The following is a 16,095-nucleotide window of genomic DNA, read 5'->3' on the forward strand; positions in this document are numbered from 1 at the left end:
GCCGAGCGGGGCGGCAGTGCATTGGTGACAGCCAGGGAAATCGGCAGATGAAGCGGCTGCGGCGGTGTTACTGTCCGGCTGGTCGGGGTCGAGATTTAGGAGCTGCTCATGCCCACCGATCAGGACTGGACCAAACCCGCGATGATGGCCATCCCCAAGGAGGGCTATTTCGAGGAGCAGCGTGGCCGATACGGACCGATCTTCCCCAGAACGCCTGCCTGCTATGGATTTACGATCTTCGCCAAAGTCTTACCCGGCCGCGAAGAGGCCATCCGCGAGCACGGCAGAACACTAGAGGCTGCCGTTACGGCCGATCCGACGGTGCTGGAAGTCTTGAAACTGCATTACCTGAAATGGCAACTAATCCCGGTCGGTGACGATCTCTACTTCCAGTATCAAGGCATCTTCGACACCGACTTCGACAAGTACACCGAAGACGCCGTGGCCTTGTTCAGTAAGACCGGAATCGACACGGTGTTCACCAATCTTGTGGGTTTTCCAGAAGACTGGAAAGAGAATCCCGCCTCGTTCGTCCAATATGTTCGCGAGCATCACGTGCCGAGCTTCGTGGAGTACGGCGAGTACCCATACGTGACAGCCGATGAGATCAAAAAGGCACTGCGGCTGAAGGATTCGTTCTCCGACATGCTGGACCAGATGCAGTGACGGGCACCCCACTCGCTGCGGTTCAGGCATACCTGGATGCGTTCAACGCCGGCGATCCGTCGGCGATGTCGGCGGCGTTCGACGCGGACGGGTCAATCCTCGACGGCATGGCACCCCATGTTTGGCTCGGGCCGACGGCCGCGGCGGACTGGTACCGCGACGTGCTGACCGAAGCTGAACATCTGGGTGCGTCGGGCTACCACGTCAGCATCGGTGAGCCGGTGCACAACGACACCACGGGCGACGCCGCGTATGTAGTGGTGCCGGCCAAGATGACGTTCGACCTCAACGGAACGACGGTGACCCAAACCGGCGCGACGTTCACGGTGGCGCTGCGCCGCAGCGCCGACGGGTGGCGCCTAGCGGCGTGGGCGTGGGCGAAGGGCCGGCGCGCAGCGTGACGGACGAGACCACGCTCGACCTCGACGATATTCAGCACATCCTGCTGACCCGCACCCCCGCGATCACCGGCCGTTACGAGTTCCTCACGTTCGACACTGCGGCGGGCGGGCGGGCGTGGCTGTCGGAACTGCTGGACAAGGTGCAGTCGGCCGCCGATGTCCAGGCCACCATCGACTCCTCGGACCGCTGGGTCACCCTGGCGTTCACCTGGACCGGGCTGCGCGCGCTCGGCGTACCCGAGGACGCGCTGGCCAGCTTCCCCGATGCTTTCCGGGAGGGGATGGCCGCCCGCGCGGACATTCTTGGCGACAACGGCACCAATGCACCCGAACACTGGGTCGGCGAACTGGCCGGCGAGGACCTGCACGCCATCGCGATCCTGTTCTCGCGCACCGACGAACAGTGCCGAAAATCGATCGGCGAGCACGACAAGCTGCTGGCCCGCACCGACGGGGTGCGCAGCCTGTCGCATCTCGACCTGAACGCCACACCGCCATTCAATTACGCGCACGACCATTTCGGCTTCCGCGATCGGCTCTCTCAGCCGGTGATGAAAGGGTCCGGCGAGCAACCCACGCCCGGATCGGGGGATCCGTTGGAACCGGGGGAGTTCATCCTGGGCTACCCCGACGAGAACGGGCCCGTCACCAATCTCCCCCAACCCGAAGTGCTGTCCCGCAATGGAAGTTACATGGCCTACCGGCGGCTGCAAGAACACGTCGGACAGTTCCGGGACTATCTGCGCGAACACGGGGAGACCTCCGAAGGTCAGGAGTTGATGGCCGCGAAGTTCATGGGTCGTTGGCGCAGCGGTGCACCGCTTGTGCTCGCGCCGGACCACGATGATCCCGAGCTGGGTGCGGATCCCTTGCGCAACAACGACTTCAACTACAAGGAGATGGACCCGTTCGGCTACGCGTGCCCACTCGGCTCGCACGCCCGTCGGCTGAACCCGCGCGACACCGCTCACAACATGAACCGGCGTCGGATGATCCGGCGTGGCGCGACATACGGAGCAGCGCTTCCTGACGATGCACCCGACGACGGCGCCGACCGCGGCATCGCCGCGTTCATCATCTGCGCCGACCTCGTCCGTCAGTTCGAGTTCGCGCAGAACGTGTGGATCAACGACAAAGCCTTCCATGAACTGGGCAACGAACACGACCCGATCGCCGGCACCCAGGACGGCACTCTGGAATTCACCGTCCCGAAGCGCCCGATCCGCAAGGTGTACAAGGGACTTCCCGCGTTTACGACCCTCACCGGTGGCGCCTACTTCTTTCTGCCCGGGCTGAACGCCATGCGCTATCTGGCGGCGCTTTAACAATCGAAGGACTGATCATGATGCGCGCTCGCACCTACAATCAGAGCCATGTCGCCCGCCCGCACAGTGGCGGCCGGCGTATCAGCATCTACTGGACGTGGAGCTATCCCTGGGAGGCGCAGCGGCCGCCCGAGGTGATCGAGAACCGGTTCTCCACGATCACCGAGGTGCGCAACGTCTTATGGCCGGCCTACGAAACGCCCGAGTACAACGAGGCGAATTTTTTGCAGGGCATCGCGGGAACCCTCGAGCTGTTTCACCGGTCCGCCCTGGCGTTCCAGGAAGTCGCCGAAGAGGCCACCGGCCACTCCGTCGCCGTTTTCCAGCGCATCGACCAGGCCGGCTACAAGCTCCCGATCGACGAGCGGATTCTCGCCGACACCGACACGCTGATGGTGTTCGGGCTCGACCACCTGCTCGCCCAGGAAGTAGCCGCGCCCGAGGAGATCGCCGCGATCGAGGCATGGTTGCAGCGGGAGGGCACCTGCCTGCTGCTCGCCCCTCATCATGATGTCGGCTTCACCGATGATTTAGAGCAGCGCCAGGTGGAGTACGAACACCACGGCGACCGGCTCGTGCCACGTCAGCAACGCTTCACCGCGTATACCCGGTCGCTGATGAAGGCGCTCGACGTGCCGGTGCACAACACGTGGGGGCTTCGTCCCGCTGTAGTCGAGGGCACCAAGGAGATCGCGCCGCTGACCGGATTCCCAGACCTGGACAGTCCGCGGTTGCTGGACAACGTCAGCACCCTCAATTTCCACCCGCACCTGCCGCACTACGAACTGACCGCGCCGGAAGGCAAGGACTTGGTCGTGCTCGGACGCCAGCGCGTCGACCCGAACCGGCCGCATCCCTTCACCGCGGCGGGGAACAGCGAGTTCAACGCCCTCATCTGGATGCCACCCAAAGGCAAGCGTGCCGGGGATATCGTGCTCATCGACTCCACCCACTTCACCACCCTGTTCGGCGGCACAGACAGCCTCAAGAACCTCTGGCACAACCTCGCAACAATGACCTGACCGGGCTCAGCGTGCCTTGCGCACCGCCTTGGCGAGCTTCTTCAGCGCGTTGTCCAACTGCTCCCGCGAGCGGTGCGCGAGTTCCTCCTCCATCCGGAAGAGCAGACCGTAGGTGAACGTGTCCTCGCACGCGGCGTGCGCGGCATCGGCCTGCTGGCTGAGGTGGGTCCGGCTGACGACGCTGTCCTGGTGGTCACCGAGCAGCGACTGAATGCTCTTGGCCCGATCCGAGACCTTGGACTCGCCGGTAGCCGCGGCCGTGTATCGAAGACGTTTAGCGCCCTTGCGAATTCGATGCAACGCCTCGTCTTTGTCGTCGTCGGCTTCAGCGGCGGCGGCCGCCTTAGCCGCTTTGCGTACCCGCTTGTAGGCCGCGTCGATCGTCGCCTGGGTGCGCTCATCTTCGTCCTGTGACAGTGCCGGCTCCGCGGCGACCAACCCTTCGAGCGCGTCGAGCAGCCGGAAGTAACGCTGGGACCGCATGGCGATCAGCGACCGGCGCAGCCCGGCCGCATAGCGCCGGTTGGCCCCGTCGACCAGCCGCTCCCGCACCGGCCCGCGGACCAACTCCGCCGGCAACTCATCGAGGGCCTCCTCGTAGCGTTCGGCCAGCACTTCGGCGTCGCGCGCCACTCCCAGAATTGCGGCCAGTTGCTTGAGCTCGTCGAGAATCCAGGCGTCGTCGGAGATGCCGAACGCGTCCCGGGAGGTTTGCAGCAGGCTTCGGATCTTGCGCGTCGTCACCCGCATCTGGTGCACCGAGTCCGGCACGTCGGCGCGCACCGCGCGGTCCCACTCGATCAGCTGCTCGACCTGTTCGGCCACCGCCCGGTGCACGGCGTCGCTCGATGCGGAGGCAGTCTCCGGCGCCGACGACTCCGCCAAGACGCGCGCCAACTTCGAACCGCTGGCCGCGGCTTCGGCGCCGGCGTCGATCAGCCGGTTCGACAGCCGGTCGAGCAGTTCCCGGTCGGCGCCGTCGGTGAGTTCGAGTTCCCATTCGCGCCACGCCTGCTCCGGACCGCCCGGCTCGGCCGATGCCGTCACCTGGTCGTCGCAGAACTCCGCGACCGGCGTCCCGTGGGGACCGTAGAGCATGTTGACGGTGCGCCGGGTCGAGATGCGCGCGACGGGACGCAGCGGATGGTCGCGCACGATGGCCAGCACGATGTCGCGCAGCGCCTCGGGCACCTCGCTCTCATCGCCGAGGGGCTCCCTGACCTCCGTGCGGGCGTCGGGGCCCGCGGGAAGTTTGAGATGCCATCCTTCGTCCGGCCCACCGGTGCGCCTGCGCAGCGTGATGCGCCGCGCCGCGAGGTCGTGATCGGGGGTGTCGAAGTACACGGCCTCCAGATGGTGCGCAGGTGATCCTTCGACCCGGGCCACCGCGGACAACCCTTCGAACGACGGTGACACGGTCGATTCGCCGACGTCGAACTTGCGCTCGACCTCCAGATGCCGCGTCGACGTGTCGCTGGATTTCCCCATGGTGCGAGACAGATTGCCACATGCAGGTGAACACGGGGGGACGGATGCCGAGGCCGGAGAAGATAGTGTCCCTCTGTGACCGAATACGAAACGCTGACCTTCGAGCAGACCGGTGCCATCGCCCGCATCACGCTGAATCGGCCGGATGCCGCAAACGGCATGAACGGCACCATGACTCGTGAGCTGGCCGCGGCCGCCAAGCGGTGCGACACCGATGCGACCAAGGTCGTGGTGCTCACCGGGTCGGGCCGGTTCTTCTGCGCCGGTGGTGATTTGAAGGACTTCGCCTCGGCGCCGGATCGCGGCGCGCAGATCAAGGGCGTCGCCGACGATCTGCACCGGGCGATCTCGACGTTCGCCCGGATGAACGCGGTCGTGATCACCGCCGTCAACGGCACCGCGGCCGGCGCGGGGTTCTCGCTCGCGGTGACCGGCGATCTGGTGCTGGCCGCGGAGTCGGCATCGTTCACGATGGCCTACACCCGCGTCGGTCTGAGCCCCGACGGCAGCGCCTCCTACTACCTTCCGCGGCTCATCGGGATCACCAAGACCAAGGAGCTCATGCTCACCAACCGGACCCTCACCGCGCAGGAGGCCTCGCAGTGGGGCCTGGTGACCGAGGTGGTCCCCGACGCCGAACTGGCCGACCGGGCATCGAAGCTGGCCGATCAGATGGCGGCCACCTCGGCCGGTTCGAACGGTGGGGTCAAGCAGCTGCTGCTGGGAACGTTCGGCAACGGGCTCGAGGAACAGATGGAACTCGAGGGACGGCTGATCGCCGCCCGCGCAGTCTCCAACGACGGCCGAGAAGGCGTCGACGCCTTCCTGGCCAAGCGAAAAACCGAGTTCGCCTAGAAGGAGTGCTCGTCGGCGGGGAACACCCCGCTGGCCACCTCGTCGGCGTACTGCTCTGCGGCGCGGCGCAATTCGGCACCGACATCACCGAAGCGCTTCACGAACTTCGCGGTCTTGCCGTTGGTCATACCGGCCATGTCCTGCCACACCAGCACCTGCGCGTCGCAGTTCGCGCCGGCGCCGATGCCGATGGTGGAGATGGTCAGCTTGCCGGTGATCTGAGTGGCCAGTTCGGCGGGCACCATCTCCATGACGACGGAGAACGCGCCGGCTTCCTGCACGGCGATCGCGTCGTGGATGGTCTGCTCGGCGGCGTCACCGCGGCCCTGGACCCGGAAGCCGCCCAGACCGTTGACGCTCTGCGGGGTGAACCCGATGTGGGCCATCACGGGGATGCCTGCCGCGCTCAGCGTTGCGATCTGCTCGGTCACGCGCTCGCCGCCCTCGAGCTTGACCGCATGCGCACCGGTCTCCTTCAGGAAGCGGGTCGCGGTGGCCAGCGCCTGCTGGGGCCCGCCCTCGTAGCTGCCAAACGGTAGGTCGGCCACGACCAGCGCATGCGGCGCACCGCGCACGACGCCGCGTACCAGCGGGATCAGCTCGTCGATCGTCACGGGCACGGTGGTGTCGTAGCCGTAGACGACGTTGGCGGCCGAATCGCCGACCAACAGCACCGGGATGCCCGCGTCGTCGAAGATGCGGGCGGTGGAGTAGTCGTAGGCCGTGAGCATGGCCCATTTGTGGCCTTCGGCCTTCCACTTCTGCAGATGCAGGGTGCGGACCTTCGTCCGCGGAGCGGACAATTCGGCAGAGGTGCGTGGTTTGGCCTCGGCAGCCCCGTACACGGTCTGCTCAGACATCGTTGTCCCCCAATTGGGTGGGTCGGGTCGAATCCTCGAGGCCGAAATCGGTCCCCGGGTTCGCTGACGCCCCTCAGTCTGCCACTCTGTGCGCGAGATGTTAAAAGGCCTGTTGAGTGGATTTGCTCACACCCGCCGTCACCGGGCATAGCATTCCGACATGCAACGGCTCAGCGGGCTCGACGCCAGCTTCTTGTACCTCGAGACCGCGCAGCAGCCGCTGCATGTGTGTTCGATCCTCGAACTGGACACCTCGACGATGCCCGGCGGCTACACGTTCGACCGGTTCCGGGACGAGTTGAACATGCGGATCAAGGCGATGCCGGAGTTCCGCGACAAGCTGGCCGACAGCCGGTTCAACCTCGACCATCCGGTGTGGGTGGAGGACAAGGACTTCGACGTCGACCGCCATCTGCATCGCATCGGCCTGCCCGCGCCCGGCGGCCCCCGCGAGCTCGCAGAGATCTGCGGACATATCGCGTCGCTGCCGCTCGACCGCAGCCGCCCGCTGTGGGAGAAGTGGGTGATCGAGAACATCGACGGAACCAACCCGCAGGAGGGCGGGCGTCTCGTGGTGATGACGAAGGTGCACCACGCAGGCGTCGACGGCGTCACCGGCGCGAGCATGATGTCGCAGCTGTGCAGCACCGAACCCGACGCGCCGCCACCGGATCCCGTCGACGGTTCCGGTGACGCGAGCTCACTGGAGATCGCGGTTTCCGGTGCGGTCAAGTTCGCCACCCGGCCGCTGAAGCTGGCCAGCGCGGTGCCCATGACCGTCTCCTCCGTGGTCGACACGGTCCGTCGCGCCCGTTCCGGCCTCTCGATGGCGCCGCCGTTCGCCGCCCCGAGGACGGTGTTCAACATGAACGTCACCGGGCACCGCAACGTCGCGTTCGCGCAACTGGATCTCGAGGACATCAAGACCGTCAAGAACCACTTCGGGGTCAAGGTCAACGACGTGGTGATGGCGCTGGTCTCCGGCGTGCTGCGCAAGTACCTCGCCGACCGCGGCCAACTCCCGGAGAACTCCCTCGTCGCGATGGTGCCGGTCTCCGTCCACGACAAGTCCGACCGGCCCGGGCGCAACCAGGTGTCGGGGATGTTCTCGCGGCTGGAGACCCACATCGAGGATCCGGCGGCTCGGCTGAAATCGATCGCCGAGGCGAATTCGGTTGCCAAGCAACATAGTTCGGCGATCGGGGCGACGCTGCTGCAGGACTGGACGCAGTTCGCCGCCCCGGCGGTGTTCGGTGTCGCGATGCGCGTCTACGCCTCGAGCCGGCTCAGCGGTGCGCGGCCGGTGCACAACCTCGTCATCTCCAACGTTCCCGGCCCGCAGGTGCCGCTGTACTACCTGGGCTGCGAGGCCAAGGCGATGTATCCGCTCGGGCCGATCTTCCACGGGTCGGGCCTCAACATCACCGTGATGTCCCTGTCCGGTTCGCTGAACGTCGGCATCGTGTCCTGCCCGGAACTGCTGCCCGATCTGTGGGACATGGCCGACGACTTCTCCGCCGCCCTCGACGAGCTGTTGGCCGCCACGCGATAGCGCCCTAGCCAGCGGCGATGAGGGTTCATGGCAGCATGTTGAGCCATGAACGCCAAGATCGGGGTCCTCGCGACCACTGTGCTGCTCGCGGCCACCGGATGCAGCCAACTGGTCGACGGCCGCGCCGTCGTCGCGGTGCCGCCACCAGGCACCCCGATCGAATGGGCCAAATGCCAGACCGAACAGTCCGACGAGTCGCGGATTCCCGCCGACGCCGAGTGCGGCATGTTGTCGGTCCCGGTGGACTACGACGAGCCCGACGGAGACGTCGCCCGCATCGCGATGGTCCGGTTCAAGGCCACCGGCGACAAGATCGGCTCGCTGATCATCAACCCCGGGGGGCCGGGGGAGTCCGGGGTGGAGGCCGCCGCGAGCATCGTCGGCTCGCTGCCCGAGTCGGTGCGCCAGCGCTTCGACCTCGTCGGTTTCGATCCCCGTGGCGTCGCGAACTCCACCCCGGCGCTGTGGTGCAACTCCGACGCCGACAACGACCGGCTGCGCGCCGAACCCCAGGTCGACTACTCCCCGGAGGGGGTCGCCGAGATCGAGAAGGAGACCAAGGAGTTCGTCCAGCGTTGCGAGGACAAGATGGGCAAGGAGTTCCTCGCCAACGTCGGCACCGTCAACGTGGCCAAGGATCTCGAGGCGATGCGCCAAGCGCTCGGTGACGAGAAACTGACCTACCTCGGCTACTCCTACGGCACCCGCATCGGCGCCACCTACGCCGAGAACTACCCGGACAAGGTGCGCGCCATGGTCCTCGACGGGGCGGTCGATCCCAACGCCGATCCCACCGAGGCCAACGTCCGCCAAGCCGCGGCCTTCCAGACCGCGTTCAACGACTACGCCGCCGACTGTGCGCAGAACCCCGCCTGCCCGCTTGGCACCGACCCGGCGAAGGCCAACGACGTCTACCACAGCCTGGTCGACCCGCTGGTGGAAAAGCCGCTGCGAACGCGGGATCCGCGGGGGCTGAGCTACTCCGACGCCATCGTCGGGACCATCCTGCCGCTGTACTCGCCGGACCTGTGGCGGCACCTGACGCAGGCGCTCAGCGAGATGGAGCGGGGCGCCGGTGACACCATGCTCGCGCTGGCCGATCTGTACATGGGCCGCGACGCCCAGGGCCACTACAACAACTCGACCGATGTACGGGTCGCGGTCAACTGCGTGGACAAGCCCGCCGTCACCGACCGCGCGAAGGTCGTCGAGGAGGACCGGCGGGTGCGCGAGGCGGCGCCGTTCATGAGCTATGGCGAGTTCACCGGGCACGCACCGTTGGGCACGTGCGCGTTCTGGCCGGTGCCGCCGACGAGCGAACCGCACGAACTTCAGGTGGAGGGGCTGCCACCGACGCTGGTGGTGTCGACGACCAACGATCCCGCGACGCCGTACCAGGCAGGTGTGGAGCTGGCCAAGCAACTCGGTGGGACTCTGGTGACGTTCCAGGGCACCCAGCACACCGTGGTGTTCCAGGGCAACAACTGCGTCGACGACATCGCGGCCAACTACCTCGTCGACCTGACGCTGCCGCCGACCGACACCACCTGCTCCTCGGACTGATCACAGGCGGGGCGTCTTCGGCTGCGCTGTGACCGCTACGGGATCTCCCAGTGGCCGGGGGCGCCGTCGAAGAACGGGTTCTCGAAACCCTGCACCGTCGGAAGCTTCCTCAGCTCATTCGGCGGGATTCCGTAGAACGGGTTGCGCACCCCGTTGATGGTGGCCGATGCCCTCAGTTGTACCGCGCCGATCTGCTCGCCCGGCAGGCCGAAGTAGTCGTCGATCCCCGGAACGCCCGGCCAGGCGTCGGGCACGACCGACGCAGGGATCTCCCAGTGGCCCGGTGCCTCATCGAAGAACGGGTTTTCATAACCCTGGACCGTGCGCATCTTCTTGAGCTGTCCGGGTGGGATGTTGAAGAACGGATTCGGGACCCCGTTTATGGTTGCCGAGTTCATCAGCTGCCCAGGCGGAATGCGAGCGCCCGGCAGGCCGAAGTAGGCGTCGACGTCGGGCAGGTTCGGCTCCAGCTTGGGCACGTCGACATTGACGACGGGGGCCGGAACAGGCGGCACGTCCACCTTGGGCAGCGGCGGCACCTCGACCGGCGGCACGTTCACGTCGACGTCCGGGACCCGCGGAGCCTCGACCCGTGGCACATTCACCTCGGGTGCCCGCGGTACCTCGACTCGCGGTACCTCGACCCTTGGCACGTCGACCTTGGGAACCGGCGGTGGGCCCGGAATGGGAGGCACCGGCGGGGACGGGAACTTCGGGTCGGCCTGCACGGCGCCCACACCCAACCCGAGTGCGGCGAAGCCCCCCACCGCCCCGGCCAGGCTCATCGATATTGCGGTTTTCTTGAGATTCATGGTCGCTCCTCGCATCGGCTCAGCGGCGCGACCCCCCGAATGAACGCCGACTACCCGCGGAGTGTGCCGTCGAAACCCATGCGACGCCTCAGGGTCGGCTCGCAGCGATCTGGGCGAGCAAATACTCCAGCCGATCGCGCTCGATGACCGGCTCACTGCCCGCCGCGGCGCTGAGCATGAGCCCGCTGATGAACATCACCGTGAGCAGAGCCCGGTCGTCGACAGCGGAGGGGTCGGCCGCGTCCGGTTGTGATCGCTCCGCGAGCTCTCGGTGCAATCTGAGATAGGTCTGCGAATTGGTATGGAAGACAGCGGATATCGCTGAATCGCGGCTGGCCTGCAGGAGCAACTCGATTCGCGCGCGTGTCCGGGTGAGCCCGGTGCCGGTCAGCGACTTCATCACCACCTCGGCCAGCCTCGCGACGGCGGCCTGCCGGGATGTGTCGACGTGGGCTTCGGTGACCGAACGCAGGTCCGCGAGGTCGAGTTCGGCCACCCGCTCGGCGACGGCGTGGATCAGCGCGGTGCGGGTCCGGAAGTAGTACGACGCGCTCCCATCGGGCACCCCCGCCCGGCGGTCGACTCGCGGATGACTGAGGCCCTTGGCGCCCAGCTCGGCGAGCAACTCGATGCCGGCGTCACACAATTCGCGGCGCCGTTGACGGCTGTCTGGCGCCCGACGCGCGGCCATCTCTACTTCGCGATCGGGCGGATCAGCACTTCTTGCGAGGTGCTGGCCACGGTGCGTCCCGCCGCGTCGCGGATGGTGCCGCGGATCAGCGCACGATGTCCGGTGACGGCCACGGTGTCCTGGGTGTACAGATGCCACTCGTCGAAGCGGACGGGCCGGTGCAGCCACAGCGCGTGATCGAGGCTGACCGCCGCGATCGATGCGTAATCGGCGGGGTGCGGGTGATTGCGCAACGCCATGTCCAGCAGCAGGTAGTCGCTCGCGTACGCCAGCATCGCGCTGTGCAGTGCGGGTTCGTCACCGACGGGGCGCGGCAACCGCATCCAGTGCGACCGGGGGTCGGGCGTCTGCCTGCCACCCAGGAAGTTCGTCGGCTCCGCGATGCGCATCTCCACTGCCGGTGGAACGTCGACCCAGTTCTGCGCGTTCTTCCTCAGCTGCGCGGGGACCAGGTGCACCCAGTGCTGCAGCAGCGGCATCTCCTCCGGAGCCGGGGTGTCGGGCTGCGGGCGCTCGAGTTCGGGTTCGGCGGCATTGGTGTGGAACGACGCAAGGGCGGTGAGCAGGGTGCGGTCGCCTTGGGCGATGGTGACCCGGCGGGTCGCCATCGATCGTCCGTCGCGCACGGCCTCGACGGCGATGTCGACCGGCGTGTCCGAGGCGCCGGTCTGGACGAAGTAGGCGTGCAGGGAATGCGGCGCGTGCTCGTCGACGGTGTGCGACGCGGCGTACAGGGCCTGTGCGAGCAGCTGGCCGCCGAAGATCCGGCCGAAGCGGTCTCGTTCGTTGGTCGCCCGAAAGCGGTTGTCGCCCAACGATGTCATTTCCAACGCCCGCTCGAGCGTGTCGAGGGACTCGAGCACCGCCTTCTCCAGCGCGGTTCCCTGCAGCGGGCCGGACATGTCGGTCAACGGGTCGATCTCATCGGTGGCCATCACGGGTGGATCCTGCCAGATGCTTGCCACCGTTGTCTCTAAGACTTTAGAGTCCGGGGGTGGCCCCTGGAATCCGCCGGCACCCGGTAGCCGTCGCGGGTCATGATGCGGACCGGATCGTTGCCGTCCCAGTCAGAGCAGGCTTCGGAGATGCGGTGCACCTGGTCGAGAAAGCTGGGCGGAGCCTCGACGACCTCGGTGTAGAACCCGAAATCCGCGACGGTGTCGATGTAGGCGACGCGGAAACCGCCACCCGTGCTCTGTGCGGCAATCCGATAGCCCAGCGACGCGAAGTGCGCCGTCTTGGCATCGTAATCTCTTGTGATCGTGGCGATTTGATGAAAGGAGCTCGTACCGCCCCGACTCCACTCAGAGTAGATGCTGGGTGTGTCGCAATGCTGCTGGATCAATTCGATCTGTACGGGGCCGGCTTGAGCCACCGCGACCTGGATCCGGACCGTCCGGATCTCAGCCCCGTAGTCTGCCACCTGATCGGCAACCGGAAGCACGTGGAACGGTCCGACCCCGAACACGCGCGCCCAACTGGCGGCGGCTTCGAGGACATCCTCGACGACGTGCCCGAGTTGAAAGAACCGAAAATCTCCTTCGGGCCAAGGCTGTTCGAACAGATCCATGCGCACGATCATGGCACGGCCGCGCAATGCTGAGCGGGGAACGCGTCCTCATCACGGGACCGGCCGGTCGCATCGCTTACGGCATCACGAAGATGCTGGCTAGGGACAACGAGGTGTGGGGGATTGCCCGGTTCTCCGACCCGGCAGCGCGCGAGGAGCTCGAAGCCCTCGGTGTGACCACCCGCAGCGTCGATCTTTCAGACGGGGATTTCTCCCAGCTGCCAACCGATTTCACCTATCTCCTGCACATCGCCGCCGATTTCGGCGAAGACTACGAGCGGGGGTTACGCGTCAACGCCGAAGGAACCGGGCTGCTGCTGTCCCACTGCCGCGGTGTCAAGGCGGCGCTGGTGATGTCGACGGTCACCGTTTACAAACCCCACCCTGACCCGTGGCACCCATTCCGGGAGGATGATCCGATCGGCGATGCCGGATTGCCCAACCCGCAACCGTATTCGATCGTCAAGATCGCCGAGGAGGCCGTCGCCAGATACTGTGCACGTGAGTTCGGCATACCCACAGTCATCGCCCGGATGGGCAGCGCGTACGGCGAGCGGGGCGGTCTGCCGCTGTGGCACCTGCAGGCCGTCGCGGACGGACGGCCCGTCGTCGCCCGATGGGACCCGTTGCCGTACAGCCCGATCCACTACGACGACATCAACGCCCAGATTCCGGCGCTGCTGGACGCGGCGAGCGTTCCCGCCACCATCGTCAACTTCGCGGGCGACACCCCAGTGAGCGTCCAGCAGTGGTGCGCGTACTTCGGTGAACTTCTCGGTGTGTCGCCGCGGGTGGACGTGCAGCCTGTCCCCGGTGCCTCGGTCGGTTCGGTCGGCGACCACACCAAGCGAACATCGATCACCGGACCCTGCACGGTGGACTGGCGAGACGGCTTTCGCGCGATGGCCGCTCACCACTATCCCGACCGCGTCGAGGCGTGACGCGCATGCGCTATCCCGATCCGCAACAGTTGCTCGACGAAGCGGTCGCCGAATGCGGGCACGCGGACTTCGGGCCCGGAGACTTCCGCGAAGGGCTCACCGTGCTGCTGGACAGCCTGCAACGGGACGGCGATCTGGACCCCGCCACCGACGCCGCCGTCATCGGCGATCTGCGCCGCAGGCTGATCAATCGCCTCGAGGTCGAGGCCTATTACCGGGCACACCCCGAGGTCGAGGACGTCGGCATCGAAGGCCCCATTGACATCAACGGCTTGCCGCGCACCGGCACCACCGCCCTTGCTGACATGCTGTCGCTCGATCCGCAGTTCCGGTGCCTGCGCGGATGGGAGCAGTACCAACCCGTTCCGCCGCCGCTGGCCGGCGGCGAGGCGGACGACCCGCGCAGGCAGGCGTTCATCCGGATGCACGAGGAGCGACCCGCCGCGCACGCCGCCATGCACATCTTCGAGGTCGACGCCACCATGGAGGACACCGAGATCCTCGGGATGGCGTTCCACGGCCAGCAGATGACCTTGCCGGTGGCGGGCTACCGATCGTGGTGGCGGCGCGCCGATCTGACCGAGACCTACGCCTACCACCGCAGGGTCGTGAAGCTGCTCGGGTCGACGTGCCCACCGCAGCTGTGGCTGTTCAAGGCACCTCACCACAAGTTCCACCTGGAGGCGCTCGCCAATGCCTACCCGGACATGCGCTTCGTCATGACACACCGCGACCCGGCCAAGGTCGTGCCGTCCTACACCAGCCTGGTGTCCACGATCTTCCCGCCCGCGGCGGGCGAACGGGAGCTGTGTGCCCTTGGCCGCGAGGTGTGCGATCACCTGCGTGAGGGCATGGAGAGCGCCATCGCCGACCGCGCACGCATCGGTGAGGACCGCTTCCTCGACGTACATCATCGCGAGCTGGTCGCCGATCCCAGAGGCACCGTGCGCTGTGTCTATGACTGGCTGGGACTGGAGTTGAAACCCGATGTCGCACAGGCCATTTTCGACTGGCAGGACGCCAACGCCGTGGGCGCCAAGGGAACGCATAGGTACACCGCCGAGCAGTTCGGCCTCTCGGTCGACCAGATCCGATCCGACTACGACTTCTACATCCGTCATTTCGAGGTCACGGTGGAGGGCTGACACGATGACCGCATTACCCAGCTGGGACACGCAGATGGAGGCGCTGAAGGGGGTCGCCGACCACCTGCTGGCGACGTGGCGGCCCGACGGCGCCTCCGAAGCCGAAGTGCAGGACATGAACAAGCTCGCCCTGTCGATCCTCGCGTGCGGCTACCTCTGCCACGTCTACACCGACTCGCGGCGGCCGGTGTTCATGCCGCTGTGGAACTACGCGTGCAATCAGGGCGGGCCCAACCCGGACTACGTGTACCTGAGCGCCGAGGTCGACGGGTCGGGCGTCTACGAACTCGTCGGTCGTCGCGGCACAGTGCGGTTCGTCGAGGTCACCCAGCAGGCACCCGGAATGATGAAGAGTCTCAAGGGCGTCGAGCGGCAGATGAAGTTCCAGGCCATCACCCACGACCTGGATGACCTGACGATCGCCGAGGACGGTTCCTTCCGCGTGATCATGTCCGCCGAACGTCCCGACTCCTACGACGGCGACTGGTGGCCGCTCAACCCCGAGGTCGGCAAGCTGCTGATGCGCAAATGCGCCTGCGACTGGAACGCAGAGATCGACGCCCAGGTCGCGATCAACCGCCTCGACGACGCAGGTGAGGACATGTCGCCTGCCGAGATCGCGCGGCGGTTTTCGGAACTGGGCGACTGGATCAAGGGCATGATCGACTTCGACATGGAGCTGGTCCGGTACTACCGGGAGCACCACGGTTTCAATGTGCTCCTGCGGTCGCAGTGGATCCAGCAGGGTGGTGGCCTGGCCACCAAGCAGGCCTACTACGACGGCATCCATCAGATCGCCGACGAGGAGGCGTTGATCGTCGAGTTCCCGGTGCCGGCCAACTGCTACTACTGGCAGATCCTGGTGGCCGACGACCGGTTCTCGACGGTGGACTGGGTGAACCGGCAATCCAGTCTCAACGACGTTCAGGCGCGGATCGACCCCGACGGCTGGTTTCGCGGCGTGGTGTCCAAGCGCGACCCCGGCGTGCACAACTGGCTCGACAAGGCCGACTGGCCGTGGGGGATCCTGCAGGCACGGTTCTACAAGGCCGAGGAGTTCCCCGACGTCACGGTCACGAAGGTGCCGGTCGCCGACGTGCTCGACCATCTCCCGGAAGGCACACAGGTGCTCACCCCCGATGAGCGCCGAGGCCAGCTGCGGCACCGTCGAACGGGTGCGCAGATGCGCCGGATCTGGTGATCA

Annotated in this window: 16 protein-coding genes; 10 read left to right on the plus strand and 6 right to left on the minus strand. The window is 66.5% G+C overall.

Annotated elements, in window-relative coordinates; translation table 11 throughout:
* Positions 1-108: 108 nt before the first annotated feature.
* Genes A5759_RS01470 through A5759_RS01485 form a run of 4 tightly spaced genes read left to right on the plus strand, consistent with a single transcriptional unit; the run spans position 109 to position 3,414 of the window.
* The gene (locus tag A5759_RS01470; RefSeq protein ID WP_231984499.1) at positions 109-666 is read left to right on the plus strand and encodes a hypothetical protein; all 558 of its coding nucleotides are present in this window, start codon (positions 109-111) and stop codon (positions 664-666) included.
* Complete coding sequence (locus A5759_RS01475; protein WP_068193015.1) at positions 663-1,067, plus strand: nuclear transport factor 2 family protein; 405 nt, start codon at positions 663-665, stop codon at positions 1,065-1,067. Before A5759_RS01470 ends, A5759_RS01475 begins: the two co-directional genes overlap by 4 nt.
* The gene (locus A5759_RS01480) at positions 1,064-2,392 is read left to right on the plus strand and encodes a Dyp-type peroxidase (protein ID WP_068193151.1); all 1,329 of its coding nucleotides are present in this window, start codon (positions 1,064-1,066) and stop codon (positions 2,390-2,392) included. Before A5759_RS01475 ends, A5759_RS01480 begins: the two co-directional genes overlap by 4 nt.
* A gap of 20 nt (positions 2,393-2,412) precedes the next feature.
* Positions 2,413-3,414, plus strand: a complete 1,002-nt coding sequence (locus tag A5759_RS01485; protein ID WP_068193153.1) for a hypothetical protein — start codon at positions 2,413-2,415, stop codon at positions 3,412-3,414.
* A gap of 6 nt (positions 3,415-3,420) precedes the next feature.
* On the opposite strand, the gene A5759_RS01490 is transcribed toward A5759_RS01485, so the two are convergent.
* Positions 3,421-4,902, minus strand: a complete 1,482-nt coding sequence (locus A5759_RS01490; protein ID WP_068193019.1) for a CYTH and CHAD domain-containing protein — start codon at positions 4,900-4,902, stop codon at positions 3,421-3,423.
* Positions 4,903-4,977: 75 nt separating this feature from the next.
* Here A5759_RS01490 and A5759_RS01495 point away from each other — a divergent pair, with 75 nt between their 5' ends.
* On the plus strand, positions 4,978-5,757 hold the full coding sequence (locus tag A5759_RS01495; protein ID WP_068193024.1) for an enoyl-CoA hydratase/isomerase family protein: 780 nt from the start codon (positions 4,978-4,980) through the stop codon (positions 5,755-5,757).
* Here A5759_RS01495 and panB read toward each other — a convergent pair.
* A complete protein-coding gene (gene panB, locus A5759_RS01500) occupies positions 5,754-6,617 on the minus strand; it encodes a 3-methyl-2-oxobutanoate hydroxymethyltransferase (RefSeq protein ID WP_068193027.1) in 864 nt (287 codons plus the stop codon). The two genes, A5759_RS01495 and panB, sit on opposite strands and share 4 nt — an antisense overlap.
* A gap of 160 nt (positions 6,618-6,777) precedes the next feature.
* Here panB and A5759_RS01505 point away from each other — a divergent pair, with 160 nt between their 5' ends.
* Positions 6,778-8,169, plus strand: coding sequence for a wax ester/triacylglycerol synthase family O-acyltransferase (locus A5759_RS01505; RefSeq protein ID WP_066808502.1), 1,392 nt, complete (start codon positions 6,778-6,780; stop codon positions 8,167-8,169).
* A 45-nt stretch (positions 8,170-8,214) separates the two neighbouring features.
* Positions 8,215-9,732 carry an alpha/beta hydrolase gene (locus tag A5759_RS01510; RefSeq protein WP_066841790.1) on the plus strand — a complete coding sequence of 506 codons (1,518 nt, stop codon included), beginning with the start codon at positions 8,215-8,217 and terminating at the stop codon, positions 9,730-9,732.
* Positions 9,733-9,767: 35 nt separating this feature from the next.
* Here the strand turns inward: A5759_RS01510 and A5759_RS01515 are convergent, their stop codons facing one another.
* From A5759_RS01515 to A5759_RS01530, 4 genes are all read right to left on the minus strand, one after another.
* Positions 9,768-10,544 (minus strand): hypothetical protein, encoded by a 777-nt coding sequence (locus tag A5759_RS01515; RefSeq protein ID WP_068193030.1) that lies wholly within the window; start codon positions 10,542-10,544, stop codon positions 9,768-9,770.
* Positions 10,545-10,632: 88 nt separating this feature from the next.
* The gene (locus A5759_RS01520) at positions 10,633-11,235 is read right to left on the minus strand and encodes a TetR/AcrR family transcriptional regulator (protein ID WP_068193034.1); all 603 of its coding nucleotides are present in this window, start codon (positions 11,233-11,235) and stop codon (positions 10,633-10,635) included.
* A 2-nt stretch (positions 11,236-11,237) separates the two neighbouring features.
* A complete protein-coding gene (locus A5759_RS01525; protein ID WP_068193037.1) occupies positions 11,238-12,170 on the minus strand; it encodes an acyl-CoA thioesterase II in 933 nt (310 codons plus the stop codon).
* 38 nt (positions 12,171-12,208) lie between these two features.
* The gene (locus A5759_RS01530; protein ID WP_231984500.1) at positions 12,209-12,805 is read right to left on the minus strand and encodes a VOC family protein; all 597 of its coding nucleotides are present in this window, start codon (positions 12,803-12,805) and stop codon (positions 12,209-12,211) included.
* Between the two features lie 26 nt (positions 12,806-12,831).
* On the opposite strand from A5759_RS01530, the gene A5759_RS01535 reads away from it, so the two are divergent.
* From A5759_RS01535 to A5759_RS01545, 3 genes are read left to right on the plus strand one after another with little or no spacing between them, the layout of a single operon-like run.
* Positions 12,832-13,746 carry an NAD(P)-dependent oxidoreductase gene (locus A5759_RS01535; RefSeq protein ID WP_082961911.1) on the plus strand — a complete coding sequence of 305 codons (915 nt, stop codon included), beginning with the start codon at positions 12,832-12,834 and terminating at the stop codon, positions 13,744-13,746.
* Between the two features lie 5 nt (positions 13,747-13,751).
* The gene (locus A5759_RS01540; protein ID WP_068193159.1) at positions 13,752-14,891 is read left to right on the plus strand and encodes a sulfotransferase; all 1,140 of its coding nucleotides are present in this window, start codon (positions 13,752-13,754) and stop codon (positions 14,889-14,891) included.
* Positions 14,892-14,895: 4 nt separating this feature from the next.
* The gene (locus tag A5759_RS01545; RefSeq protein WP_068193043.1) at positions 14,896-16,092 is read left to right on the plus strand and encodes a DUF1214 domain-containing protein; all 1,197 of its coding nucleotides are present in this window, start codon (positions 14,896-14,898) and stop codon (positions 16,090-16,092) included.
* The last annotated feature ends 3 nt before the right edge of the window (positions 16,093-16,095 follow it).

The organism is Mycobacterium sp. 852014-52144_SCH5372336 (assembly GCF_001665615.1).
Lineage (GTDB): Bacteria > Actinomycetota > Actinomycetes > Mycobacteriales > Mycobacteriaceae > Mycobacterium > Mycobacterium neumannii_A.